18 protein-coding genes are annotated in these 25590 nt (G+C 39.9%); 10 read left to right on the top strand and 8 right to left on the bottom strand.

The window, feature by feature from the left end; all coding sequences use genetic code 11:
* The first annotated feature begins 18 nt into the window (after positions 1 to 18).
* The 3 genes from DC498_RS12135 to DC498_RS12125 all read left to right on the top strand — a co-directional run bounded on the left by DC498_RS12135 (position 19) and on the right by DC498_RS12125 (position 4049).
* On the top strand, positions 19 to 1608 hold the full coding sequence (locus DC498_RS12135) for a SusD/RagB family nutrient-binding outer membrane lipoprotein (protein ID WP_116874422.1): 1590 nt from the start codon (positions 19 to 21) through the stop codon (positions 1606 to 1608).
* Between the two features lie 160 nt (positions 1609 to 1768).
* Positions 1769 to 2209 carry a MarR family winged helix-turn-helix transcriptional regulator gene (locus DC498_RS12130; RefSeq protein WP_116874421.1) on the top strand — a complete coding sequence of 147 codons (441 nt, stop codon included), beginning with the start codon at positions 1769 to 1771 and terminating at the stop codon, positions 2207 to 2209.
* A 28-nt stretch (positions 2210 to 2237) separates the two neighbouring features.
* On the top strand, positions 2238 to 4049 hold the full coding sequence (locus tag DC498_RS12125) for an acyl-CoA dehydrogenase family protein (protein ID WP_116874420.1): 1812 nt from the start codon (positions 2238 to 2240) through the stop codon (positions 4047 to 4049).
* Positions 4050 to 4272: 223 nt separating this feature from the next.
* Here DC498_RS12125 and DC498_RS12120 read toward each other — a convergent pair whose 3' ends face one another.
* Positions 4273 to 5091, bottom strand: coding sequence for an SDR family oxidoreductase (locus DC498_RS12120; protein ID WP_116874419.1), 819 nt, complete (start codon positions 5089 to 5091; stop codon positions 4273 to 4275).
* 100 nt (positions 5092 to 5191) lie between these two features.
* Here DC498_RS12120 and DC498_RS12115 point away from each other — a divergent pair, with 100 nt between their 5' ends.
* Together DC498_RS12115 and DC498_RS12110 are read left to right on the top strand one after the other, a co-directional pair.
* Positions 5192 to 5821: a HEAT repeat domain-containing protein gene (locus DC498_RS12115; RefSeq protein ID WP_116874418.1), complete on the top strand. Its 630-nt coding sequence runs from the start codon at positions 5192 to 5194 to the stop codon at positions 5819 to 5821.
* Positions 5822 to 6589 (top strand): HEAT repeat domain-containing protein, encoded by a 768-nt coding sequence (locus tag DC498_RS12110; protein ID WP_116874417.1) that lies wholly within the window; start codon positions 5822 to 5824, stop codon positions 6587 to 6589.
* Positions 6590 to 7004: 415 nt separating this feature from the next.
* Here the strand turns inward: DC498_RS12110 and DC498_RS12105 are convergent, their stop codons facing one another.
* The 6 genes from DC498_RS12105 to DC498_RS12080 all read right to left on the bottom strand — a co-directional run bounded on the left by DC498_RS12105 (position 7005) and on the right by DC498_RS12080 (position 11424).
* On the bottom strand, positions 7005 to 7403 hold the full coding sequence (locus DC498_RS12105; protein ID WP_116874416.1) for an MGMT family protein: 399 nt from the start codon (positions 7401 to 7403) through the stop codon (positions 7005 to 7007).
* A gap of 13 nt (positions 7404 to 7416) precedes the next feature.
* Positions 7417 to 7551: a DUF5522 domain-containing protein gene (locus tag DC498_RS12100; RefSeq protein ID WP_240627996.1), complete on the bottom strand. Its 135-nt coding sequence runs from the start codon at positions 7549 to 7551 to the stop codon at positions 7417 to 7419.
* 28 nt (positions 7552 to 7579) lie between these two features.
* Positions 7580 to 8290, bottom strand: a complete 711-nt coding sequence (gene trmB / locus DC498_RS12095) for a tRNA (guanosine(46)-N7)-methyltransferase TrmB (RefSeq protein ID WP_116874414.1) — start codon at positions 8288 to 8290, stop codon at positions 7580 to 7582.
* 130 nt (positions 8291 to 8420) lie between these two features.
* On the bottom strand, positions 8421 to 8819 hold the full coding sequence (locus tag DC498_RS12090) for a hypothetical protein (RefSeq protein WP_133176839.1): 399 nt from the start codon (positions 8817 to 8819) through the stop codon (positions 8421 to 8423).
* Positions 8820 to 8932: 113 nt separating this feature from the next.
* Positions 8933 to 10951, bottom strand: coding sequence for an alpha-ketoacid dehydrogenase subunit alpha/beta (locus DC498_RS12085; RefSeq protein ID WP_116874412.1), 2019 nt, complete (start codon positions 10949 to 10951; stop codon positions 8933 to 8935).
* A gap of 134 nt (positions 10952 to 11085) precedes the next feature.
* On the bottom strand, positions 11086 to 11424 hold the full coding sequence (locus DC498_RS12080; RefSeq protein WP_116874411.1) for a phage holin family protein: 339 nt from the start codon (positions 11422 to 11424) through the stop codon (positions 11086 to 11088).
* A 494-nt stretch (positions 11425 to 11918) separates the two neighbouring features.
* Here DC498_RS12080 and DC498_RS12070 point away from each other — a divergent pair, with 494 nt between their 5' ends.
* The 5 genes from DC498_RS12070 to DC498_RS12050 all read left to right on the top strand — a co-directional run bounded on the left by DC498_RS12070 (position 11919) and on the right by DC498_RS12050 (position 24211).
* Entirely contained in the window at positions 11919 to 14285 is a 2367-nt protein-coding gene (locus DC498_RS12070; protein WP_116874409.1) for an efflux RND transporter permease subunit, read from the top strand.
* Positions 14286 to 14500: 215 nt separating this feature from the next.
* Positions 14501 to 17761: a SusC/RagA family TonB-linked outer membrane protein gene (locus DC498_RS12065; protein WP_116874438.1), complete on the top strand. Its 3261-nt coding sequence runs from the start codon at positions 14501 to 14503 to the stop codon at positions 17759 to 17761.
* A 10-nt stretch (positions 17762 to 17771) separates the two neighbouring features.
* Entirely contained in the window at positions 17772 to 19205 is a 1434-nt protein-coding gene (locus DC498_RS12060) for a SusD/RagB family nutrient-binding outer membrane lipoprotein (protein ID WP_116874408.1), read from the top strand.
* A gap of 246 nt (positions 19206 to 19451) precedes the next feature.
* Positions 19452 to 22625 carry a SusC/RagA family TonB-linked outer membrane protein gene (locus tag DC498_RS12055; RefSeq protein ID WP_116874437.1) on the top strand — a complete coding sequence of 1058 codons (3174 nt, stop codon included), beginning with the start codon at positions 19452 to 19454 and terminating at the stop codon, positions 22623 to 22625.
* Between the two features lie 23 nt (positions 22626 to 22648).
* A complete protein-coding gene (locus DC498_RS12050; RefSeq protein ID WP_206197596.1) occupies positions 22649 to 24211 on the top strand; it encodes a SusD/RagB family nutrient-binding outer membrane lipoprotein in 1563 nt (520 codons plus the stop codon).
* Positions 24212 to 24267: 56 nt separating this feature from the next.
* On the opposite strand, the gene DC498_RS12045 is transcribed toward DC498_RS12050, so the two are convergent.
* On the bottom strand, positions 24268 to 25548 hold the full coding sequence (locus tag DC498_RS12045; protein ID WP_116874407.1) for a M16 family metallopeptidase: 1281 nt from the start codon (positions 25546 to 25548) through the stop codon (positions 24268 to 24270).
* Positions 25549 to 25590 lie beyond the last annotated feature (42 nt).

Raw genomic sequence — 25590 nt, 5'->3', positions numbered from 1 at the left:
CCATTTTAAATAATAGGTATGAAAAAAATTATTAGTGCAATACTGCTACTGTGTGTTTTCGGTTCCTGTACAAAAAATTTTGAGAGTCTTAACCAGGATGAGAATCAAATCTCAAAAGAAGAACTCTTACAGGATAACAACTTAATTGGAGCCCCATTTAAAAGTATGTTGTTCAATCTTTTTGGGCACCAGATTGAAGAAGACTTGTGTTACGATTCCTGGATGGGTTATATGAATACCCCAACAGATTTTGTAGGCAATGTAAATAATACAACATATTATATTCGTTGGAACACATATTGGGACCGTGTTTATAACAATGTAATGTCTCCTTCCAAAAAGGCAATTGAATATGCGGTAGAGTACAACAAACCAATATTTGCAGATTGGGCGAAATTGATACAAATACTTAGCGTATCAAAACTTACTGCGGTTCACGGCCCAGTAATTTATTCCAATTATGGCTCTACAGAAAATTCTATTCTTTATGATAAAGAATCAGACCTGTATAACATGTTTTTTGCAAAATTAGATACCATTCAGGCAGATTTTGCAGCAAATCAAAGCGATAAACAATTTAAGGCGTTCGATCCAAGTTATGCAGGAAGTATACCCCAATGGATGAAAGTAGTGAATTCCTTGCGTTTAAGATTGGCTATGCGTTTATCAAAAGTAGCCCCGGATTTGGCAAAAACGCAAGGAGAAAAAGCTTTGAACGATCCAGGCGGCTTAATTCTAGATAATAAGGATAATTTCAAGGTTGCTTTGCTGGGAAATATTATGCCGGTAGCGCAAATTTGCTACCAATGGGATGACACCAGAATGGGCGGCGTAATAGAATCATTTATGGCTGGTTATAAAGATGAGAGAGCATCAAAAATGTTCGAACCTGCCGCCAGCATCTCTCCTGCCGTATTACCTCCAGATCCTAATCATCCATCATATCCTTATAAAGGAATTCGTAATGGCGCTTATTGTGGTACAACCAAGCCATTTATGCTGCAGTATTCTAAAGTAAGTAATGATTTCAATTCAGTGCAAAACAGAAGAGCTATTACTGCATCCGAAGTTAGTTTCCTTAAGGCTGAAGCTGCTCTGCGTGGTTGGGCAGGTGCTGGCGATGCAAAAGAAAATTACGAAAATGGAGTACGACTTTCTTTTGCGGATTGGGGTGCAGGAGGTGTTGACGCTTATCTTGCAGATAATACCAGCAAACCATTAAATTATGTTGATCCGGCAGATTCGAGGAATAATTTTACACAGCCTTCTACGGTAACGATTGCCTGGAATGAGGCTGACAGCAAAGAATTAAAATTAGAAAAAATTCTCACTCAGAAATACCTGAATACCTTTACAAACACATTGGAAGCATGGGTTGATTTTAGAAGGACAGGATATCCTAAAATACCACATGTTGCCAAAAATGATAGCAGCCCTGACTGGGGTGTTATTCCTTCAGATCAGTGGATTAAAAGGATGCCCTTTGTTACAGCAGAAAGAAATAGCAATACCGCAGCCGTTGCCGATGCTGTAACCAAAATGGGAAGCGGGGCTAAAGATGATATCGCTACCCGCTTGTGGTGGGATACCGGCGGTCCGAACTTCTAAGTTTAATTTTATTCACATAACTAAAACGCCTCTTTGCCTCTTGCGAAGAGGCATTTTAATTTCTTATATCCCTTTCTTTTACCACAAGTCTAAAATTTCACACATTCTTTTAAATAAGAGAAATTATACATAGCTTTGAAATAGTTGTTTAACTAACTATATGACAAACAACCAATTTAAACGAGGAGAACTTTACAGCTTTATAACAGGCGTTGCTTCCACCGCCATAGGGAGAAGATTGCAGAAGAAATTCAAACAACAGGACATTGATATCACTATTGAGCAATGGAGTGTGCTCTATCATTTATGGAAACAGGATGGCTTAAGCCAGCAGGAATTATGCAATGCCACTTTCAGGGATAAACCCAGTATAACAAGATTGGTTGACAATCTCGAAAAATTAAAGCTTGTAAAAAGAGTACCTTCTAAAGAAGACAGGCGGATAAACCTTATACAGCTTACCGATACTTCAACAAAACTCCGTGATGAAACAATGGATATAGCAAATGAAACATTGAATGAAGCATTGGGCGGCGTAACAGCACAGGAAATTGAAGTATGCAAATCTGTTTTGCAGCGGGTATACGATAACCTGAAATAACTATTGCTAAACATAAAATTTTCAAATCATGAGTACAGTATCAACTCCGGCAGCACTTAAAGGCGGTGAATGGATAATAAAGGAAAGTATGCCTTCGGATATTTTTACGCCGGAGGCGTTTAATGAGGAACAGCACATGATCATGGATATGTGTACCACTTTTGTGAAAACAGAGGTGTTGCCTTTAATTGAGCGTATTGATGATCTTGAACCCGGTTTAATGCCTTCTCTTTTGGATAAAGCCGGTGAGCAGGGTTTGCTGGGAATATCTATTCCTGAAGATTTGGGCGGTCTTGGAAAAGATTTTGTTACATCAACATTGGTGAATGAGGGATTGGGTTGCGGCTTCTCATTTTCTGTAGCAATAGCTGCACACACAGGCATTGGCACGCTGCCTATATTATATTTTGGAACGGAAGCGCAAAAACAAAAATATATTCCCAGGCTGGCAACCGGTGAATGGAAAGGCTCTTACGGGCTTACCGAACCCAACAGCGGGAGTGATGCTTTAAGTGCTAAAACAACAGCAAAGCTCAGCGCTGATGGAAAATATTATTTGCTTAACGGGCAAAAATGCTGGATAACCAATGGCGGTTTTGCTGATGTATATACAGTATTTGCCAAGGTTGATGGCGATAACCTGCCTGACGGCAAGGCAGGGTTTACTGCGTTTATAGTTGACCGTGGTATTGAAGGTTTCACACAGGGACAGGAAGAGCATAAAATGGGTATCAAAGGTTCATCAACCGTTCAGTTATATTTCCAGGATGCAAAGGTGCCTGTAGAAAATGTATTGGGCGAGATTGGCAAAGGGCATATCATCGCTTTTAATATCCTTAACATTGGCCGCTTAAAATTGTGCGCTGCCGCGTTGGGTGGTGCAAAATCTGCCGCTACCACTTCTATTGAATATGCCAATACCCGCGAACAGTTCAAACAACCTATTGCCAATTTTGGCGCGATGAAACATAAGATCGCGGAAATGGCAATACGCATGTGGGTAGCGGAAAGCGCATTATACAGAACCGCCAAATGGATTGATGAAAAAGAACAGGAATTATTAAGCAATGGCCAACCTTTTAATGAAGCATTGCTGGGCGCTGCTGAAGAATATGCTATTGAATGCGCTATGCTTAAAGTGTTTGGCAGTGAGGTGTTGGACTTTGTGGTGGATGAAGGCGTACAGATCCATGGTGGTAACGGGTTCAGCGCGGAGTATATCATTTCAAGAGCTTACAGGGATAGCCGCATCAACAGGATATTTGAAGGAACCAACGAGATCAATCGCTTACTAACGGTAGATATGGTGTTGAAACGTGCCATGAAAGGGAGACTGGATTTGATGGGACCGGCGATGGCAGTACAAAAAGAACTGATGAGCATTCCCGATTTTGGCAGTGGGGAGGAAGGCGCTTTTGCAAAAGAGTTTAAGCTGATCGCCAATATGAAAAAAGCGATTTTGATGGTTGCCGGCGCTGCTGTTCAAAAGCTGATGATGAAAATAGAAAGCGAGCAGGAAATCCTGATGAATATAGCAGATATGGCTATCAATGTATTTCATGCCGAAAGCGCATTATTGCGCACCGCTAAAATGATTGAAGCGCAGGGCGAGCAGGCTGCTGCGCTGCAAATAGATATTGCTAAAACATATTTATATGATACTGCTGATCGCGTAAACAAAAGCGGGCGTGATGCCATCAATGCATTTGCAGAAGGCGACGAACAAAGAATGATGCTTTTGGGTGTTAAGCGCTTTACAAAAGCAGAATCATTTAATACCAAAGAGGCACGAAGAAGAATTGCGGATAAGCTGATTGCAGATAATAAATACTCGTTGTAAAAATATTACTTACCGGAAGTGAATTACATATAATTAATATAGAATGGCAGATTGTTCTGCCATTCTATTTATCAGCATTGCAGCCTGATATCAGTGGATGTTCAGCCAGTTCGTTAATGAGGGGTTCGTCTACACTGTTTGATGTAGTTGGCACATTAGAGGTAGCGCAAAACATTTCGTGTGCCTATCCTGGTCAGGCAGAAGGTATATGTTACTTCTTGTTTTATAAAAACAAGTCAGTATATAATTTTCCTCCGGGCACAATGCTGTATTTGCTCAAATCAGTAATTCCTTCTTCTGCCAGTACTGCTTCATCAATAAAAAAATTACCGGTGCAGGTTTCAGCCGGGCGGGATAAAATATAATAAGCAGCATCAGCAACAATTTCAGGTTTACGGCTCATTTGAATTAGAGTATCTCCTCCCAGTAAATTTTGTACAGCGGCAGTTGCAATGGTTGTTTTTGGCCATAGGGTATTTGCTGCGATCTTGTCTTTTCTGAGTTCTTCAGCCAATCCTATTGCTATCATGCTCATATTGTATTTGCTGAGTGTGTATGCAAGGTGAGCGCCAAACCATTTTGGTTGTAAGTTAACAGGCGGAGAGAGATTGAGTATATGAGGGTTTGAACCTTTTTTCAAATGTGGAATACATGCTTTGCTTACAAAAAAAGTTCCCCTTACATTTATGTCATGCATCAGGTCGAATCGTTTAGGCTCTGTTTTTTCTATAGTGGTTAATGAAATGGCAGATGCATTATTGATGAGTATATCTATTCCGCCAAATACTTCAATAGTTTTTGCTACAGCGTTTTCTACCTGGTCTTCAAACCGGATATCACATTGAACAGGCAACGCTTCTCCACCGGCTTCTGCTACCTCTTTTGCAACAGAATAAATGGTTCCCCCCAATTTTGGGTTTTCTTCCACTGATTTTGCGGCTATCACTATTTGCGCTCCTTCAGCCGCCAGGCGTAGCGCTATTGCTTTTCCTATTCCCCTGCTGCCCCCGGTAATAAAAACGGTTTTGTTTTTAAAAAACATATGCTGCAATTTGGATTGTAAGCTACGGGAATTTTTGTTAAATTAAAGCGCCTGGATTTTATACTTTAGATGCCGCTATTATTAATCTGGCTGCACCAATATGAATGTTATTACTGAATTAGCTTCTTCGATTAACAGAAAAGATGAGATGCCAAATAAAATACTGGCAAAAAAGATTGCGGAAACAAATAATGTAAATGCTGTTAAAGTATTGATCGGATTGCTTCAGGATGAAAACAAGGATGTCCGGTATAATAGCATAAAAGTGCTGTATGAAACAGGCGCATTAAAACCTGGAATGATCAGCGGTTATTGTACAGAATTTATAGCGTTATCCAAATCTAAAGACAACCGGATGCAATGGGGTGCTATGACAGCATTGCATGGTATTGTTAAAGAGAAACCTGCTTTAATTTATAGATCAATACCCGCTTTATTACAGGTTGCGAAAAATGGATCAGTAATAACAAGAGATAATTTTGTGGGTATACTTATCCACTTGTATTCCTTAAAACAGTACGCTGAAAATATAGTTCCATTACTGGTTGAGCAATTGGCAATTTGCCCATCAAACCAGTTGCCGATGTACGCAGAAAGTTTTTTAAAGGTTATACGCGGCGACCATAAGGGCAAACTATTGAAACTGTTAACATCCAGGATAGGCGATTTTGAAAAGGAGCGTAAGCGTAAACGCGTTGAGAAAGTAATAAAAAAACTCCAATTAAGGTAAATGGCTTTTTATGATTTAACCAAACAGCAGCGGATAAAAAAAGTTGATCTGATCAATAGCATAATCTGTGATGAACTAAATGCTGATGCTTATCGGAAGACCTATACATATTTTTCTAACCCCGATACTTATATCAGGAAAGCAGCCTACATATCTGTAGGGAGGATTTACTTTGAAAGAAAAAAGTATCAATTTAAAATTATAAAAATTTTGACTGGTTGTTTAAAGCACAAAGATTTTAAAGTGCGGCAAACAGCTATAAATGCTGCAGGCGAGATTGGTAAAAAAAACTTTAAAGTCGTAGCGCATATTTTTGATGCAGGATTATTTGATGAACATCATTCACCGTGTAATGCTGTGATCGGTTCTGTAAAAAAGATGGGGCAGGTAAATCCTGTGCCGGTACTATCCTGGGCGAAAAGGTATCTTCATCATGATGACAGGGAAATACGAAGAGAAATTTGCCATGGTATTGAATTAAGAGGAAGAACGCATCCGGGAGATATTTTGCCATTATTAAAGGAGTTGCAGTATGATACAACTGCGCGGGTAAGAACAACACTGGTGCATGTTATAGGACAAATTGCTTATAAGAAAGGTTGCCTTGAAATTGTTGTTGCTGAGCTTAACAGGTGGGAGAATCAATTGTTAGTGCAGGAGGCTTTAATAGAGATTGTTGATGTGCATCACAGGTATAGAACTTTTGCTGCATTAACACAAAAGCAAGCTGCAGCATATGTAGCCAGGCACAGTAAAATTAAGATATAATATAAAGTTAATTGTGAAAAGCAAGGGCGCAATATCTGTTTTATAAAAAACATTAAGAAGTTAAGGTACATGAAGGCTTTTACTTAATTTTCTTAATTCCTTAATGGTTATTTGTAAGCACTAATAGCCTTCCCTGGTAATAAGTTCCCGGTTTACAGGTTGCAATATTCGTTATTCACTTTTGCCGGTTCAATCATTCTCCGGGCTTCGTTCGTTGCTTTCTTTTCTGTGCCATCGGCACAATCTGTTTGTAGATAAAGCGGTTAATGTTTCCATTATGCGCCATAGACGCTACCCTTGTTATGCAAAAGAAGGCTGCTAAAAAAGACTGATTTTCAATTCATCCGTAATGATGTCATTATAAGGAGGCATCTGCACATGATTGCCCAACTCGCGAAAATCAGTATAACACTGATCATAATGCCAATTCAACCGCAGGGTCCCAGAAAACTTTATCGAAGTCAACGATTGTGTCGTTCTTCACTTTAATACCTTCCTTTTTTAATAATTTCTCCATTGCATCCGGTGTGCCGAAATGATGTTTGCCGCTGAGCATACCATTCCGGTTTACCACCCTGTGTGCCGGCACCTTAGGACGTGCGGAACCTGCTGCATTCATAGCCCAGCCTACCATTCTTGCCGACAGCTTAGTGCCGATATAGGCGGCAATGGCCCCATACGAAGTTGCGCGCCCCCTGGGAATGAGCCTCGCTACGTCATATACAGTTTCGAAAAAAGAATCTTTGCGATCCGGCTTTTCTTTTAATGCCTTTGTTCCGGCAACTGTTTTTCCTTTCTTTTTAAGCTGTGTCATACAAGCAGCATTATTAATGATTTTTTCTTTCAGTAAGTAATCGTGTTTTTCCGGGCTCGGGAACATTCATATACTCATAGGGGCAATGCCAGCATCCGTTGCCGCAACAATAGCCTCGTTTTAAAAGAAAGCTTTCGGTTAAAACCATAAGTCCTTCTTCGTTAAAATAAAAATCTTCACCTTCCTTCAATGACTGATTCACCGAGTAATTGCTTTAACTGGTCATCTTTTTCTAAAGGTAAATTTTCAGACGTTCTGAATTTTATATAGTGCACTTTACTGCTGCCTGCTATATCCAGGCTTTCATAATAGGTTTTAATTTTCAGATCAGGGTGTATACCCGGCTGAGCATATACATCACTGTAAATCTCAACCACTTCAAGTTTATATAATGTTGTGACCAGCTGTGTAAAGTTATATAAGTCAGGAGAATCGGTTTTTAAATGAATCACACCATCTTTACAAAGTATCTTTTCATATAAACGCAGAAATCTTGGGTGTGTTAATCTTTTCTTTGCTCTTGATAACCGAAGCTGAGGGTCAGGAAAAGTGATCCATATCTCGCTCACCTCATTTGTATCAAAATAATCGGTTATACGCTCAATTTGTGTGCGGAGAAAAGCTGCGTTTTTTAAACCTTCTTCCAAAGTTTTTTTTGCACCTGCCCATATGCGATTGCCTTTCAGATCAACACCAATAAAATTTCTTTCAGGATATTGCCTTGCAAGCGAAACTGTATATTCACCTTTCCCGCAAGCCAGCTCAAGTGTAATGGGATTTGAGTTTCCAAAGAACTCATGCCATTTCCCTTTCATGCCTTCGGGATATTGCAATACGTTGGAAAATGATTTTATCGCTTCAAACCTTATTAGTTTTTTATGACCCATACGGCAAAGATAGGGAGTGGAGGTGGAAGGTAGTAAGGAGAAGGTGGTAAGTGATAAGCAGAAAGTTTATAGCAAGTGAGCAGGAGGGGCGAAAGAAGAAGAAACATTCCATGTTCAACTTATGCAGTATTCAGGCGGCGGGCTCCTGGTCGTTAACCTTTTCAGTACCTGATTTTAATATTAATCCTACAATTAAAGTTGTAATTGAATAGGGTAGTATAAAATCCATATCTAATTGTTCCAAAACAATCGAAATAGTAATAATTATACCCAAAATGGCTACCGAAATTAAAATGAGTTTGGATAATAGCACGGAAATATTGCTCTGTGCCAGAAAGTAAAAGCAGAAAAAGTATATTAAGAGCGTTGGAATGGAAAAAGCAAACCCAAAAAGAATTAAATAAGGATAGAGTCCTAATAATCCTGCACCATTTATTGAATTATATTCCAATACCTGCTGGATATAAGATGTGAATGGAGAAATTAAAATCGTTAAAACCCAGTGTAAGACTGCATAGGAGCTTCGCATACTTTTTAAATTTTAAAAAGCTGGTGTTAACCAATCAAATTATGCCTGTATTATCGTGAATGGTATAATTTTCACTTTTGATCTTACCACATATCACTTACCACTTTTCTTCCCTAATACTCCATCAGCCGCTTCACACACTCATCCAATCTCGCTTTCGCCATAAAATTTTTTTCCAGTTCAACATTAAAAGGTACAGGGGTATCAAGAGATGCACAGCGCATAACCGGCGCGTCAAGCAGGGAAAAACAATGCTCCTGTATCCATGCTGCTATTTCAGCGCCGATACCGCCGGTTAAAGTGTCTTCATGCAAAACAAGTATACGCCCTGTGCGTGAAACAGCTGCTTTTATAGCGTCATAGTCCAAAGGTAAAAGCGTGCGGAGATCAAGTATATCAAAAGAAATACCGGGATGCTTACCTGCATATTCCAATGCCCAGTGCACCCCTGCGCCATAGGTAATGATAGCAATATCTTCACCCTCTTCAATCAGCCTTGCCTTACCAATAGGTATCTCGTAATATGCTTCAGGAACCAACCCACTAACAGAACGGTATAAAGCTTTATGTTCAAAATACATTACTGGATTAGGGTCGTTAATGGCTGCGGTGAGTAAGCCCTTGGCTTCTACCGGCGATGAAGGATATACCACTTTTAATCCCGGTGTATGTACAAACCACGCTTCATTGCTTTGCGAATGGAAAGGCCCTGCACCAACACCGCCGCCTGCCGGCATACGAATGACCACATCCGAGTTTTGTCCCCAGCGGTAATGTATTTTGGCAAGATTATTTATGATCTGGTTAAAGCCAGCAGTAACAAAATCCGCAAACTGCATTTCTACAACACTCTTATACCCTTCCAGGCTTAACCCAAGCGCGGCGCCGATAATAGCGCTTTCACATAAAGGTGTATTGCGTACTCTTTCTTTACCGAATTTATTTACCAACCCATCTGTTATTTTAAATGCGCCTCCATATTCCGCAATGTCCTGTCCCATTAAAATAAGATTATCATGCGTAAGCATACTTTGGTATAATCCTTCGGATATGGCATCAATAAATCTTTTTTCAAGGAGATTAAATCCCTGTTGGTGGATGCCATCAACATCTGTAATTACATTAACGGTAAATTTTTTATCTGCTGTTCCGCAGGTAGCGTATACATCATCCTCTTCTTCTTTTGCAGAGGGGGTAATGGTTGTTGCTGCAAATCCTTTTTCAACTGCTGTATTAATATAATTTTTAAATTCCGTTTTAATGCTTTCAACATCTACCGTGGTTAAGATATTTTCTTTTAGCAGCCACTCTTCAAATGTTTTAACCGGGTCTTTCTTTTGCCAGGTTTCAAACAACTCCTCCGGAACATATTTGGTTCCACTTGCTTCTTCATGCCCCCTCATACGAAAGGTCATGCATTCTATCAGATAGGGCTTCTGTTTTTCAATACAATATTCACGAACGCCTTTTATGGTATCGTATACCGTTAGTATATTGTTGCCGTCTATCTGTACACCTTCCATGCCATAGCCCTTTGCCCTGTCTATAAGGTTTTCGCAGCGGTATTGTTCCTGTACCGGCGTGCTTAAGCCATAACCGTTGTTTTCAATTATAAATATTACAGGCAGGTCCCAAACCGCTGCCACGTTCAATGCTTCATGAAAATCACCTTCGCTTGTCGCGCCTTCGCCACAAAAAGCAAGCGCAGCTTTATTTTCTTTCTTTAATTTATATGCCAAAGCCACACCATCCGCAACAGACATTTGCGGGCCGAGATGTGATATCATACCGCATATATGATGCTCACGTGTGCCGAAATGAAAGCTCCTTTCCCTTCCCTTGCTATATCCCTGTTTTGAACCCTGCCATTGCATAATGAGCTTATCAAGCGGTAACCCTCTTGTTGTAAATACACCGAGATTACGATGCAGCGGCATTATCCATTCATCCTGCTGCATGGCAAGCGTTGCGCCTGTGGATATTGCCTCCTGGCCTATACCGCTAAACCATTTACTGATACGACCCTGTCTTAGCAACAGCAACATTTTTTCTTCTGTCATTCTTGGCAAAAGAATAGCCCTGTAAAATTCCTCCAATTGTTGTTTGCTGAAATGCTGCTGAGAAAAATGCATACACAAACCTATTGGTTTTTTGAAATACGGAGGAATATAATGGTTGCCGCGCTGTTTGATGATGTAACGTTTGTTGTTTTAAACGTATATAAAGGGTTGTTTTGGTATGTCAAAATCAATATTTTAAGCGTGATTTACTCATTTTTGCCACTAAACAGCAGGGAAGTTACTATGGAAAGCAATAATCCGAACAGCAACGCCCACCAAAAGCCGTCAATATGGATACCATTTACCATTTTTGAAGCCAGTAATACCATAAGCGCAGTGACCACAAATAAAAACAAACCCAGGGTAATAATGGTTAAGGGTATGGTAAGAATAACCAGCAGCGGGCGAATAAATACATTTACCAATGCCAGAACAAAAGAAAATACAATAGCTGTCCAGTAAGTATCAATATGAATGCCGCTGAGGATCTGTGACAACCCGAAAGCAACAGCTGCAGTAACCAATAGTTTGATGATGAAGTTCATAATAATGATTTTGCAAAAATTACAAAAAAATGCACAGTAGAAGCTTAAATAAGGCAATTAATAATTTTTTGCAGGGATATGGTTATTCCACAGAGGCACACAAAGCATACACAAAGTTCCACAAAGAATAATAAAACGCTCTGTATGGGCGCATTTCACATTTTCGCATACAGGTACTACTGCTACAGCAGACCTCTTGTACCTCGAGGTGACAGGCTGCAGTGCAATGCTGAGCAACCCACCGTTGCTGTCATGCCGGGGCATGAGGCATCTGCGTATGATTGCCCAATTCGCGAAAATCTGAAGTGCACCCCTTTGTGTAACTTTGTGAATTCTTCGTGGCTCTTTGTGTAGCAAATCCTGTTCCGCCATGGCATACACCGGAATTCGCAGCTGCAATTCAGTGAATTAGTTCTGTAATTCAATAGCTTAAACTTCTCAAACCGGGTCAAAATAAGTTTCTTTGCACTTTCTAAAATGTAATCCTGTATCAAATGTGGAAAAAACTCGGGAAGTTTATTTTAAGAAACCGGCTTGTGCTTTTGATTGTATTGCTGCTTTCTACAGCATTCATGTTATACCATGCATTAAAAGTTACCATCAGTTACGAATTTGTAAGAACCATACCTGTTGATAATCCACTTTACCAGCGATACCTTGCTTTTAAAAAACAATTTGGCGATGACGGCAACACATTGGTGATCGGGTTTACAAAAAATGATCTTTTCAAAAAAGCAGTTTTTGATGACTATACTGCTTTATGCAATAACCTGAAAAAAGTTGATAAAGTAGAGAGTGTGCTGAGCGTAGCTAATGCCATCAATCTTAAAAAAAATGACAGCACGCAAAAGCTGGAGGTAAAGCCTGTTTTCCGGGGGGCGTTGGCATCTCAGCAGGAAACTGATAGTGCTGTTCAGCTATTTCAGTCGCTGCCTTTCTATAAGGGATTATTATATAACCCCGAAACCAACGCTTATCTTATTGCCGTAAGAATTAATAAAGATGTGCTTGCTTCAAAAGCAAGGGAAAAAGTTATTGCTGAAATAGAGCACTATACTTATGCCTTTGGTGAAAAGCATAATGTGGAAATGCATATCAGCGGGCTGCCGTTGATAAGAACCAATATGGCAATTAAAGTGGCTAAAGAAATGCAATGGTTTTTGATAGGCTCTGTGTTGATCTCCGCAATTATCCTGATGCTGTTCTTCCGGTCGGTAAGCGCAACAGTATTATCGCTTGGCGTGGTTATTATTGGTGTTATTTGGAGTATGGGCATCCTGCATTTATGCGGGTATTATATCAGCCTGCTTACCGCGCTTATTCCGCCATTGGTGGTAGTAATAGGGATCCCTAACTGTATTTATTTTCTTAATAAATACCATACCGCATGGCTTGATACTGGTAAAAAAGAAGAAGCATTGGTTGAAATGGTAAACCGGATGGGAATTATTACCCTGTTCTGCAATATTTCCGCGGCAATCGGGTTTGCAGTGTTCGCGCTAACAAAAAGTGCCATACTCAAAGAGTTTGGTGTTGTTGCAGGCACAAGCATTATAGCCATATTTTTTATTTCGCTGGCAGCCATACCTCCTGTATTGAGTTATCTGCCTCCGCCAAAACAAAAGCATACCCAATACCTTGAGAGCAGGTGGCTCGAAGCCGTGCTGAAGAAAATTGAAAAATGGGTATTTAACCATACCAAAACCATTTATGTAACCACAGCTATAATGCTGGTGTTTTCAGTAGCCGGTATTCTCCGCCTTGTATCTGTAGGGCACATGGTAGATGATATTCCTCAAACAGATAAGATATATGTTGATCTGAAGTTTTTTGAGCGGAATTTTAAAGGCATTATGCCGCTGGAAATTATTGTTGATACAAAAAGGAAGTATGGATTGAGCGGCATGAAAGCACTGGATGTTTTTTCGCGGATAGATTCTTTATCGCAATATATCGCCTCAAAAAAAGAAATGGCAAGGCCTCTGTCGCTTGCAGAAGGATTAAAGTTTGCCAAGCAGGCTTTTTATGATGGCGACACATTGAACTACGCAATGCCCAATACATTTGACGGTGCTTTTGTAGGAGATTATTTACGGGTGAGAAAGGATACAGTCAATCCCTCTGCCTCCAACAATGCTTTTCAGCAGTTGATGAATGCGTTTATGGATACAGCCAGGCAAAAAACCAGGATAAGCGTGAATATGGCTGATGTGGGAAGCAAAGCATTGCCTTTGATATTAGACGACATCAAAAAAAGATCTGATCAGCTTTTTGATTCTACCAAATACAATGTTGAATTTACCGGCACCAGCATTACATTTCTTGAAGGCAGCCGCTTTATTATCAACGGATTGAAAGAAAGTATTATGTGGGCTTTTTTGCTGATCGCATTATGCATGCTCTACCTGTTTAAATCGGTTAGAATATTAATTTGTTCCCTTGTGCCCAATATTGTGCCGCTTATGCTTACCGCGGGCATTATGGGCTGGACAGGAGTACCGCTGAAACCTTCTACCGTTTTAATATTTGGTATTGCACTGGGTATAGCTATAGATGTAACCATACGATTCCTGGTAACTTACCGGCAGCAGTTGCCTGCTAACGGCAATAATGTGAGAGCTACAGTAATGCAAACCATTCATTATACCGGCATCAGCATTATATATACCTCTCTTGTGTTAATTGCGGGTTTTAGCATTTTCATTTTTAGTGGATTCGGCGGCACCCAGGCGCTGGGGTGGCTTACATCGCTTACCTTATTATTTGCAACGGTTACCAACCTGGTGCTGTTGCCTGTTTTGCTCAATATGTTGCATAAACAAGGTTTTCCGGGAAAGAAAATAACAGACAAAATAAACTAACGACTGTTAACATAAGTTAAAGGTTTTCATTTCAAAACATATGCATATAAAGCATATGTTTTAAGTATTGCGATAGTTTTCTGATTGGGCGACTTTAATAAGCAGCAAATCTTTCTTTTCTTTTGTCTTTTAACAGTCAAATAATAAAAATTTAACAAAAAGTTCAGATTTGTTAAATCTTTTTATATTTGGCACTTCATTTTAAAAAAACAAACATGAGAAAACTTGCAGCACTCTTTGCGGTGCTGATGCTATGTATTGCATCAGTATATTCGCAAACCAAAACCGTAACAGGTAGGGTTACAGACGCAAATGGAGACCCGGTACCTTATGCAACCATCAAAATTAAAGGCGCAAACACAGGGGTTGCCGCCGATCAGAATGGTAACTTCAGCATTGAAGTAAATCCCAAAGCCACATTAACGATAAGCGCTGCCGGTTTTGAAGAGCAGGATATAGCGGTAAGCGACCGGTCTACTTTGACCATCAATCTGCAACCTTCTGCTAATATGCAGGAAGTAGTAGTAACTGCCCTTGGCATTAAGCGTAATAAAAATACATTGCCCTATGCCGCACAGCAGGTAAAAGGCGATGAGGTAAGCAAGCTCCGCACAGGGAATGCTGCTGCCGCGCTTTCCGGAAAGGTATCCGGTGTACAGATCATTCAGGGTAATGGTATTGGCGGATCAACAAATATCGTTGTGCGCGGTATGAAATCTTTACAATCAAATAACCAGGCGTTATTTGTTGTTGATGGTGTGCCTGTAGATAACAGCACATATAATACTTCAAACCAAAGAACTGGTAGAGGTGGTTATGATTATGGTAATGCAGCCGCAGACATAAACCCTGATGATATTGATAATATTTCAGTATTAAAAGGTGCTGCAGCAACCGCGTTATATGGTTCAAGAGCAGCTAACGGTGTGATTATGATCTCCACCAAAAAAGGTAAAAAAGGATTAGGCATATCTGTAAATACCGGCGTTAGAGTAGGACAGATAGATAAAAATACCTTTGCAAAATATCAGGATCAGTACGGCGCCGGGTATTCTGCTAATTATTCAGGTACTTCCTCTCCCAACAGACTTTTCTGGTATTTTGACGCGAACGGCGATGGTGTTGATGATTTAGTAGTGCCTACTTCAGAAGACGCATCATATGGTGCTAAATTCGATCCCAGCTTAATGGTATATCATTGGGATGCATTTGATCCAGCTTCACCTTACTATAAAACTGCAAAACCCTGGGTAGCCGCAACATATACTCCTGCTGATTTTTATGAAACGGCTGTTTCTACTAATAACAATGTGGTTTTAACGGGTGGCACAGATAGGGGAACTATAAAACTCGCTTATACCCGCGATGATGAAAAAGGAGTATTACCAAACAGCCGCGTTTTAAAGAACACAATTAATTTTGGCGCTACTTATAACATCACTCCGAAACTTATTGCAACTGCCAGCGCTAACTATTCTAAAATAGATGGTAAAGGCCGTTATGGCACCGGTTACAGCGGCAGAAATGTAAACCAAAATTTCCGCCAGTGGTACCAAAGAAACGTGGATATAAAGGAACAGAAAGAAGCCTATTTCAGAAATCGTCAAAACATTACCTGGAACTGGAAAGATCCTTCTACTGAAGCCGGCACTGTACCAATTTACACAGATAATTATTACTGGACTTTATACGAAAATTATGAAAAAGATACCAGGTCCCGCATTTTCGGTAATGTACAGTTAGATTACAAAATTACCGATTGGTTAAGTATACTTGGTCGAGCAACGCTTGATTCGTATACTCAGTTTATGGATGAAAGAATAGCAGTAGGCAGCCAGGGTACACCAGGTTATACAAGATATGATTTGAGCTTCAGCGAAAGAAATTATGATTTGCTCGCAAACTTTGATAAAAATATCGGTGCAGATTTTAACGTAAAAGCGTTGGTAGGAACAAACCGGAGAAGAAGTACATATACTTATCTTGGACAGGCTACTTCCGGTGGATTGATTGTTCCCGGTTTATATTCTATTGCAAACTCAAAAGGTACTGTACCTAACCCAACAGAATATTACCAGCCAAAAGCGGTAGATGGTTATTTCGGCGGCCTCACACTGGGATATAAAGAGACATTAATTCTTGATGGAACATTCAGGAGAGACAGGTCTTCTACTCTTCCCGAAAATTCAAATGCATATAATTACTATGCGGTTTCAGCAGGTTGGATTTTTTCCAAGCATCTTTCTCAACTAAACTGGTTGTCCTACGGTAAAGTAAGATTGAACTATGCTGAAGTTGGTAATGATGCAGCATGGGGCGCTCTTAGAGATACTTACGATCAGCCAACTCCATTCGGCAGCACAATTTTATTCTCAGTTCCGGGAACAAAAAACAATGAAAATCTTGTACCGGAAAGAACTAAAAGCAGGGAAATTGGTTTAGAAGCTGCATTTCTGAATAATCGTTTGGGATTTGACATTACTTATTACAAAACAAATACACATAACCAGATCATACCTGTTTCTGTATCTACTGCTACAGGTTATAATAGCAAATATGTAAATGCTGGTAATATTGAAAATAAAGGAATTGAATTATCTGTATTTGTGACTCCTGTAAAAACAAGAGATTTTTCCTGGAACATTAATTTGAACTGGACTAAAAACACCAACAAAGTGGTTGAGTTGTTTAAAGATGAAAGCGGTAATGAAATTACCAATATTCAGCTTGGTTCATTCCAGGGCGGTGTAAGTATAAATGCAACAGTAGGTCAACCTTATGGAACAATTCAGGGTAAAACATACATGATGATTGATCCTAAAGATGCCAGCTCATTAATTGTTTGGGACGGTGTTTCTCCAAGAGTTGTTAACGCAAGTGGTTTTTACAGAACTACTACTACTACTACTAATGTATTCGGTAGCTATAATCCAGAGTGGATTGGCGGTATTTACAACACATTCAAGTACAAAAATTTCTCATTGGGCTTTTTGATTGATGCGAGAAAAGGTGGAAAAGTATGGTCTCTGGATATGTATTATGGTTTAAACTACACAGGTATTTATCCTGAATCAGCTGGTCTTAATGAGAATGGAAAATCAATCAGAACCACAGATGACGGTGGCGGTGTGATTTTAGATGGTGTTTTGGCTGATGGAAGCAAAAACACAAAACGCGTAGCGCTTGATGCAAACCAGGCTGGTTTTGCTGCTTCTGATTTTGCTTACGATGCGAGTTATGTTAAACTAAGAGAAGCAGTACTTACATATTCCTTCCCTCAGGGCTTATTCAAAAATGCCAGTGTTATTAAAGGAGTAGATTTTTCAATAATAGGAAGAAACTTATGGATAATTCACAAGAATCTGCCTTATTCTGATCCTGAAGAAAATCTTTCTGCCGGTAATATACAGGGTATGCAAAGCGGTGCCTATCCTACTACCAGAACACTTGGTTTTAACCTGAATGTAAAATTCTAAACACAGAAAAATGAAAAAATTAATAATATCTATAGCTATTCTGCAGGGGCTTCTGATCACTTCCTGCACGAAGGATATTTCAAGCTACAATGATGAAACCAAGCGTGCAGCAAATGTTCCTGCAGGCACCTTGTTTTCAAATGCTACAAGAAATTTATCCGACAACCTGGTTTCTGCCAGTGTAAATACCAATCCTTTCCGCTTTATAGTAAAGCATTGGTCAATGGCAACATACCAGGATGAAGCCCAGTTTGATTTTTCTACCAGGAATATTCCACAAACCTGGTGGGGAGCTATGTACAGAGATGTATTGACAGATTATAAAGAATCAGCTAAAATTATAACTGATGATGCAACACTGCTTGAAGGTGAGAAGGCAAATAAACTTGCGATCGTTGATATTATGCAGGTATATGTATTTGCTAACCTGGTAACTACTTTTGGCGATATCCCATATTCTCAGGCACTCGATCCTGGCAATGTTTATCCTGTTTATGATGATGCAAAAACAGTATACAGTGATTTGCTTTCAAGATTGGCCGCAGATATTTCAGCGCTTAACACAGACAATAAAGGGTTTTCGAGCTCAGAAGATTTTTTATATGCTGGCAGCGTAAGTAAATGGAAAAAATTTGCCAATACATTGAGATTTAAGCTGGGTATGATATTGGCTGATTCAGATGCTGCTACTGCAAAAGCAAATGTGGAAGCTGCAGATGCAGGTGCATTTACAAGTTCAGACGATGATGGACTTATGCCTTATCTGTCTGCTACCCCAAATACCAATCCTCTTTATGCAGATATTATATTGGGGGGTCGTGGTGATTATCTCGCTGCAGAAGATCTGATGGACCCGCTTATTGATTTAAACGATCCAAGAAAATCACTTTACTTCGGGACCAATAATGATGGTGAATATGTAGGTGGTGTTGTTGGTGCGGGTAATACATATTCCACTACATCCAAGCCAAGTGCACAGGTATCGGCAGCAGATGCTCCGGGTATATTTTTAACGTACTCAGAACTGGAGTTTTATCGTGCAGAAGCCATTGAAAGAGGATTTACTGTGGCTGGTACCGCTGCTGAACATTATACAAATGGTATTAAAGCTTCAATTCTTGATTGGGGCGGTTCCGCTGGAGATGCTACAACTTACCTGGCGCAACCAGAAGTAGCTTATGCAACTGCAACGGGCACATGGAAAGAAAAAATTGCTTTCCAGAAATGGATTGCTTTATATAACCGACCAATGGATGGCTGGTTAGAACTCAGGAGACTGGATTATCCGGAATTAACATTGCCTGTTGGCGCTAAATCAGGATTTCCTGTAAGATACCAGTACCCTAATAATGAACAGCAGTTAAATCCTGCAAACTATACCAGCGCTGCTTCTAAAATTGGTGGCGATGAAGTTGAAACAAAATTATTCTGGGACGCAAACTAGATAAGTATTTTATAAAACATGTTAAGGGGTTACACTTATTCAAGTGTAGCCCTTTTCTTTTTATAAATATTTATGTCCGCTTCAAGATAAGTTTTTATTAAATAGTTCAGTTTCATCCAATTATTCGTGCAGCACCAGCGTTTCTCATTTTGTCTTTTTTCTGGCAACAGGGTATTTACGCTTTTTAATTAGTAGATGTCTATGATATATCCTGTATTTGCCGCATTCATTAAAACCTATTTAAATATGAGAAAAACTTTAATGCTTCTCGCAGTACTGCTGCAATGGTCGGTACTGGTAATTGCTCAAACAAAAACTATAACCGGACAGGTTATGGACGACAAAGGAAATCCTATTCCTTTTGCCACAGTAAAAATTAAAGGTAACGACGCCTCAGGGGTTGCTGCTGATGAAAATGGGAACTTCAGTATACAGGCATCGCCTTTAGCAGTTTTGGTAGTAAGTGCTGCCGGGTTTACCGCACAGGAAATTACTGTGGGTGATCAAACAAATATCAATGTAGCATTGAATTCAAGTTCAAACTTGCAGGAGGTAGTAGTAACAGCTTTAGGAATTTCAAGGGAAAAGAAAAGCCTTGGATATGCCACTCAAAGCGTAAAAGGCGATGCGTTGGTGCAGGCTGCCAACACAGGTTTAGCGGGTGCTTTGCAGGGTAAGGTATCGGGCGTTCAGATAACACCTTCAAGCGGTATGCCGGGTGCTTCTTCTTTGATTACTATCCGGGGCGCACGTTCGTTTACCGGCAATAATACACCATTGTATGTTGTTGATGGTATGCCTATTTCTTCTAATGCTGATTTGAGTACCGGCAATAGTGTAACCGGAACAGATATTGCAAACCGCGCGGTTGATATTGACCCTAACGATATTGCAAATATTGAAGTGTTAAAAGGCCAGGCTGCATCGGCATTGTATGGTATAAGGGCTTCTAACGGCGTAATAGTTATTACAACCAAAAGTGGAAAAGGGGCTTCGAAGGGTAAACCCCAGGTGTCTTTTAATTCCAGCGTAAGCTTTGATGATCTCTCCCGCTACCCTGACTTGCAAACTACATATGCACAGGGTGCTAACGGAGCGTTTAATCCGAATGCATCAACCTCTTATGGTCCAAAGGTAGTTGACTTACCCAAGAGTACGCTTTATGGAGGGGATACAACTAACCAGTATACTAATGCTGATGGTATGCACCCGGGTCAATATTATGTGCCCCAGCGTGCATTGACCGGCCTTAATCCTTGGGTAACCCCTGCAGTATATAATAATGTCCGCGATTTCTTTGACATTGGTACAATTTTCAATAATTCCATAAGTATATTGAATGCAACCGACAGGGGTTCTTATGCAGTAGCTTTAGGCAGTACCAATCAGAAAGGAATTGTTCCGCATACCGGCATGAACAGGTATAATGCTAAAATAGCAGGCGAAACAAAATTATCAGAACACTTTAAAGCCTCTTTTAGCGGTAATTTTATCAATTCAGATATTGATAAAGCTCCTTCAGCAAATGATGGTATTATCGCAACAGTTTACCCGGCTCCTGTAAGTTATGATCTTAAAGGCATTCCTAACCACGCCGAAGGCAATATATACAGCCCTGTCGGATATCGTGGCGGCGCATTTGTAAATCCTTACTGGGGTCAGGAGCATAACACCTGGAATGAAAAAACAAATCGTTTTTTTGGAAATACCAATGTTACCTATACTGCTGATCTTTCAAGCAATATGAAGCTGGATGTAAAGTACCAGATCGGCGCAGATGCTTATACTACAAACTACCAGGATATATGGAGTTTTGGCTCCCCAACGCGTGGCTCAAATAACAACGGTGATATTACAGAATATACTTACACCAATACTACATTAAACTCGTTGCTTACAGGTAATTTTAAATGGGACGTTAGTTCAGATTTTGGCTTGAACCTTTTGGTAGGTAATGAGATCGTTAACACCAATACCAAGTATTTAACAGCTTATGGTTCCAGTTTTGCATTTGCAGGATGGAATCATATGGATAATACCGGTACTAAAGACGCAACTGAAACATCATCCAAATACAGAACTTTTGGAAACTTTGCCAATCTCTCTTTATCCTTCAGGCAAATGTTGTTCCTGAGCGTTACCGGCCGCCAGGATATTGTATCCTCTATGCCGAGCAATAACAGGAAGTTCTTTTATCCTTCAGCCGCATTGGGATTTGTATTTACAGAATTGAACGGGCTTGACAACAGTTCATTCTTGAATTTTGGAAAACTGAGATTCTCTGTAGCACAGGTAGGCCAGGCAGGAACTTATCGCAGCAATTTCTATACGCTGCCGGCTTATGGTGGCGGGTTTTATAGTGGTAGCCCGATATTGTATCCCATCAATGGAATTAAAGCATATATACCAAGCGACCTGGTATATGATCCCAATTTAAAGCCACAGAATACCACTTCATATGAAATTGGTGCTGATTTGAATTTCTTCAATAACCTGGTTGAAGTAAATTATACATTTTCCCGCCAGAATGTAAAAGACCAGATCTTTGATGTACCGTCACCAGGTTCAACAGGCGCTACTGAATTCAGAACCAACGGTGGTAAGATTCACACCAATGCGCATGAAGCTACCATCAATATTAATGCCATCAGGAAAGCTGATGTTGAATGGAGCATAGGAGCTAACTTTTCCAAAATTGATAACTATGTAGATGAATTAGCGCCTGGTGTTGAAAGCATCTTCCTCGGTGGTTTTACAACGCCGCAGGTCAGAGCTGGTATTGGCGACAAATTCCCTGTGATATATGGTACATCATATGCCAGGGATGAGAAAACAGGAAAAGTGATTGTTGATGCAAATGGAACTCCTATAGCCGGAGCACCTGCCGTTATTGGACGTGCTGCGCCAGACTTTCTTCTAGGTGCTAACACAAGGATCAGGTTTAAGATGCTTACATTAACTGCCGTGATGGATTGGAAACAAGGTGGTGAAATGTACAGCGGTACTACAGGGTTATTCGATAATTATGGTGTGAGCAAAGCAAGTGAAGAAGCAAGATTAAAAAATGCAGTACAGTTTCCTGATGCTGTTAAGGAAGATGGTACACCGAATGATATTGTTGTTTCAGGATATAATAATATTCAAAAGTATTTCCAGGATATTAATACTATTGATGAAAGCAGCATTGTAAAAAGCTCTTTTATCAAAATGAGAGAAATTTCACTCCGCGTTCAGGCTATTAAAAAAGCAAATTTTGGATTGGGTGTGAACTTCTTTGCGAGAAACCTGCTGTTGTGGACCAATTCTCCTTACCTGGATCCGGAATCCAGCCAGGGCAATACAAATATGGCAGGTGCATTTGAAAGATTTACTTTACCTCAAACCAAAAGTTTTGGTGTAGGTATTAATCTCCAGTTTTAATATAGTTAAATCAAAAAAATAGAATGATGAAATCTTTAAAAATATTTAGCCTTGCTGTAGCGGCATCAGCTATGTTTATTTCTTCTTGTTCTAAAAAGGAGCTGGATAGAGTAAACTTTAATCCTAATAATCCATCTGACGTTTCAGCGAAGTTTATCTTAACCGATATGATAACATCTACCGCCTTTTCTGTGGTTGGTGGTGATATTTCCCTGTATTCTTCTGTTTATCTTGAACATGAAGCAGGTGTTTGGGGTCAAACATTTAATGCCGAAACACGTGTAGGTGAGCCTACCCAGGCAACCACGTATAATAATAGCTGGAATGCTATATATGCGAATATTAAGTCATTAAAAATTATCATTGCCAAAACCTCAGCTGGTGGTCCCGAAGAAGGCAATGATGTAACCTGCGGGATAGCTAAAGTATTATTGGCGTATAACCTTGGGGTTTTAACTGACTTTTTCGGTGATACTCCTTTCAGCGAATCAGGGGTTATTGATGCAAGTGGATCACCTGTTATTTTACAGCCAAAAATTGATAAGCAATCAGAGCTTTATCCACAAATACAAACTTTACTGGACGATGCGATTACGTTGCTTGATGGAACAGATGGTGCAGGGACAGGTTCGGTAGGTAACCAGGATTTGATTTATGGTGGAAATAAAGCATTGTGGAAAAAAGCAGCCTATGGTTTAAAAGCACGCTATTTAATGCATACTTTAAAAATATCCTCTGATGTGGATGGCGATTTGACCAAAGTTGTAGATAATATAGATAAGTCTTTTGAAGGTGCAGACGAGGAGTTGATATTTAATATTTATGATGGAGAAGCAAATATAAATCCGCTTTTTGGATATTCAAATGCAAGAGACGGGCTGGGCGTAAGCCAGAGCCTTGCTAAGAAATTTAAGGACTTAAATGATCCCCGGGGGGAGCAGGCATTTATGGATTACAATTTTGAAGCAATAAGCCTCGACGACGCAATAGCAGATGGGGTTCCCAATGGTACCCCGGTACAGCAGCAATATACGTATCCTATTTCTGTTGCGGAGTACGCCACTACAGCTCCTACATTATTATTAAGCTATCATGAATTGATGTTCCTGAAAGCAGAAGCATTGGCGAGAATGAACCAGGATGGAGAAGCAAAAGATGCACTTAAGGAAGCTGTTATTGCTGCATTCGCAAACCTGTCACGTTCTTTAAATTCAACGAGTGATTCTTATGGATTAGGATTAAGTATTGATCTGTCAGAAGACGTGGCAACAGATTATTTTGATAATGAAGTAACGCCCCGATTTGAAGCTAACGCTTTAAAAGAAATTATGCTTCAAAAATATCTTGCATTTTATGGTGCTTCAGGTGAATCTACAGAGGCATTCAATGACTATCGCAGACTTAAAGCTATGGGTGAGGCTGATTTTATCGGACTGGAAAACCCGCTGAATGCAAGTAATAAATTCCCATTAAGGTTTACCTATGGTAACTCTGATGTTTCTGCCAATCCTTCTGTAAAAGCTGCATACGGAGATGGTAATTATGTGTACACTGAAAACGTTTGGTGGGCCGGAGGAACGCGGTAATGACCGAAGCATTCAATTCATTAAAAAAGACCGCATTCGCGGTCTTTTTTAATGAATTATATTACCACCAATTCATAAAATTTCTCTGGTTGTAAATATGTATTCGCCAGTTCCTGCACTTCTTTAACCGTTATGCTTTTTATGTCATTGATAGCTTTATAGAAATGATCATTACCCAGCTCGTTCAGTATAATGTTTTTCCACCGCCCTATAATATGAAAAGGCCCATCAAGATCACCGAGAATGGTACCGATAAGATAGTTTTTTACCAGCAAAAGTTCTTCTTCTGATGCAGGTTCATTACGCAACATTTCCATCTCCTTATATACTTCGGCTACTGTGGCCTCACATACATCCCTGCCTGCTTCGGTGCTTATCATCCATGCGCATTCCTGCATATGGTTTTGTATATAACTGTGTATGCCATATGTATAACCCTTGTCTTCCCGTATATTGCTCATTAGCCGCGATCCGAAATAGCCGCCAAATAAAGTATTTACCACCTGGGCTTTTGTAAAATCAGGGTGATGCCGGTTAGGAAAATGGCTGGCTATGCGAATAGCCCCCTGCAGCCCTTTGTCATCGTTGTTTACCCTGTATTTTTTTTCAGTTGCAGCTTTTACAGGGTGCGTTATAACCGGTAGGTTATGTTTATTTACAGTTAAGCCTCCTAATGAATCGTTTACCTGCTTTTCAATATCAGCAGGCAATTTACCTGCTACAAAAATTATACACCTGCCATTTATATAGTAATCTTTATAAAAAGATTGCAACTGTGCGCTCTGCAAAGCATTGTAGGCGGCAACAGAACTGTATTTGCCATACGGATGATCAATGCCATACAGGTACTCATCAATTAAGCGATTGGCTATAAAATCAGGTTTTTTTAAATTGATTTCCAGCTTCTGCTTCATGTTCTGCCGGAAAATATCCAGCTCTGTTTCCGGGAAAATGGAACCGGTTACCAGTTCTCTTATAACCGGCAACAGCTCTTTTAAATGTTTGGTAAGACTATGCAGGCTAACCGTAGCGGTTTCGTTGTAGCAATGCCTGTTAAGGTATGCACCATAATATTCAAAATGCTCATTTATTTCAAAGGCACTTTTAGTATTTGTACCGTTTTTTAATAAATGATTGGTTGCTGCCGCAACAATATTCTGTTCTTCGTACCAGTTGCCTGCATAAAACACCAGTTCTACCTGTATCACATCTTCTTCACCGGCATTAATAGCATATACATCCACACCGTTATCCAACGTAAATTTTGTATAAGGCTTAAGTTCAAGCTCAAAATCTACAGCATCTTTAATTACCGGTGCTGTTGTTCTGTTTGTCATATATTGATTAGTTAAATTGTTGTTGGCGGAGGGTTATGGGCT

Origin of the sequence: Terrimonas sp., assembly GCF_003075435.1 — a bacterium.
GTDB lineage: Bacteria > Bacteroidota > Bacteroidia > Chitinophagales > Chitinophagaceae > Agriterribacter.
This window is presented reverse-complemented; position numbering and strand designations above follow the sequence as displayed.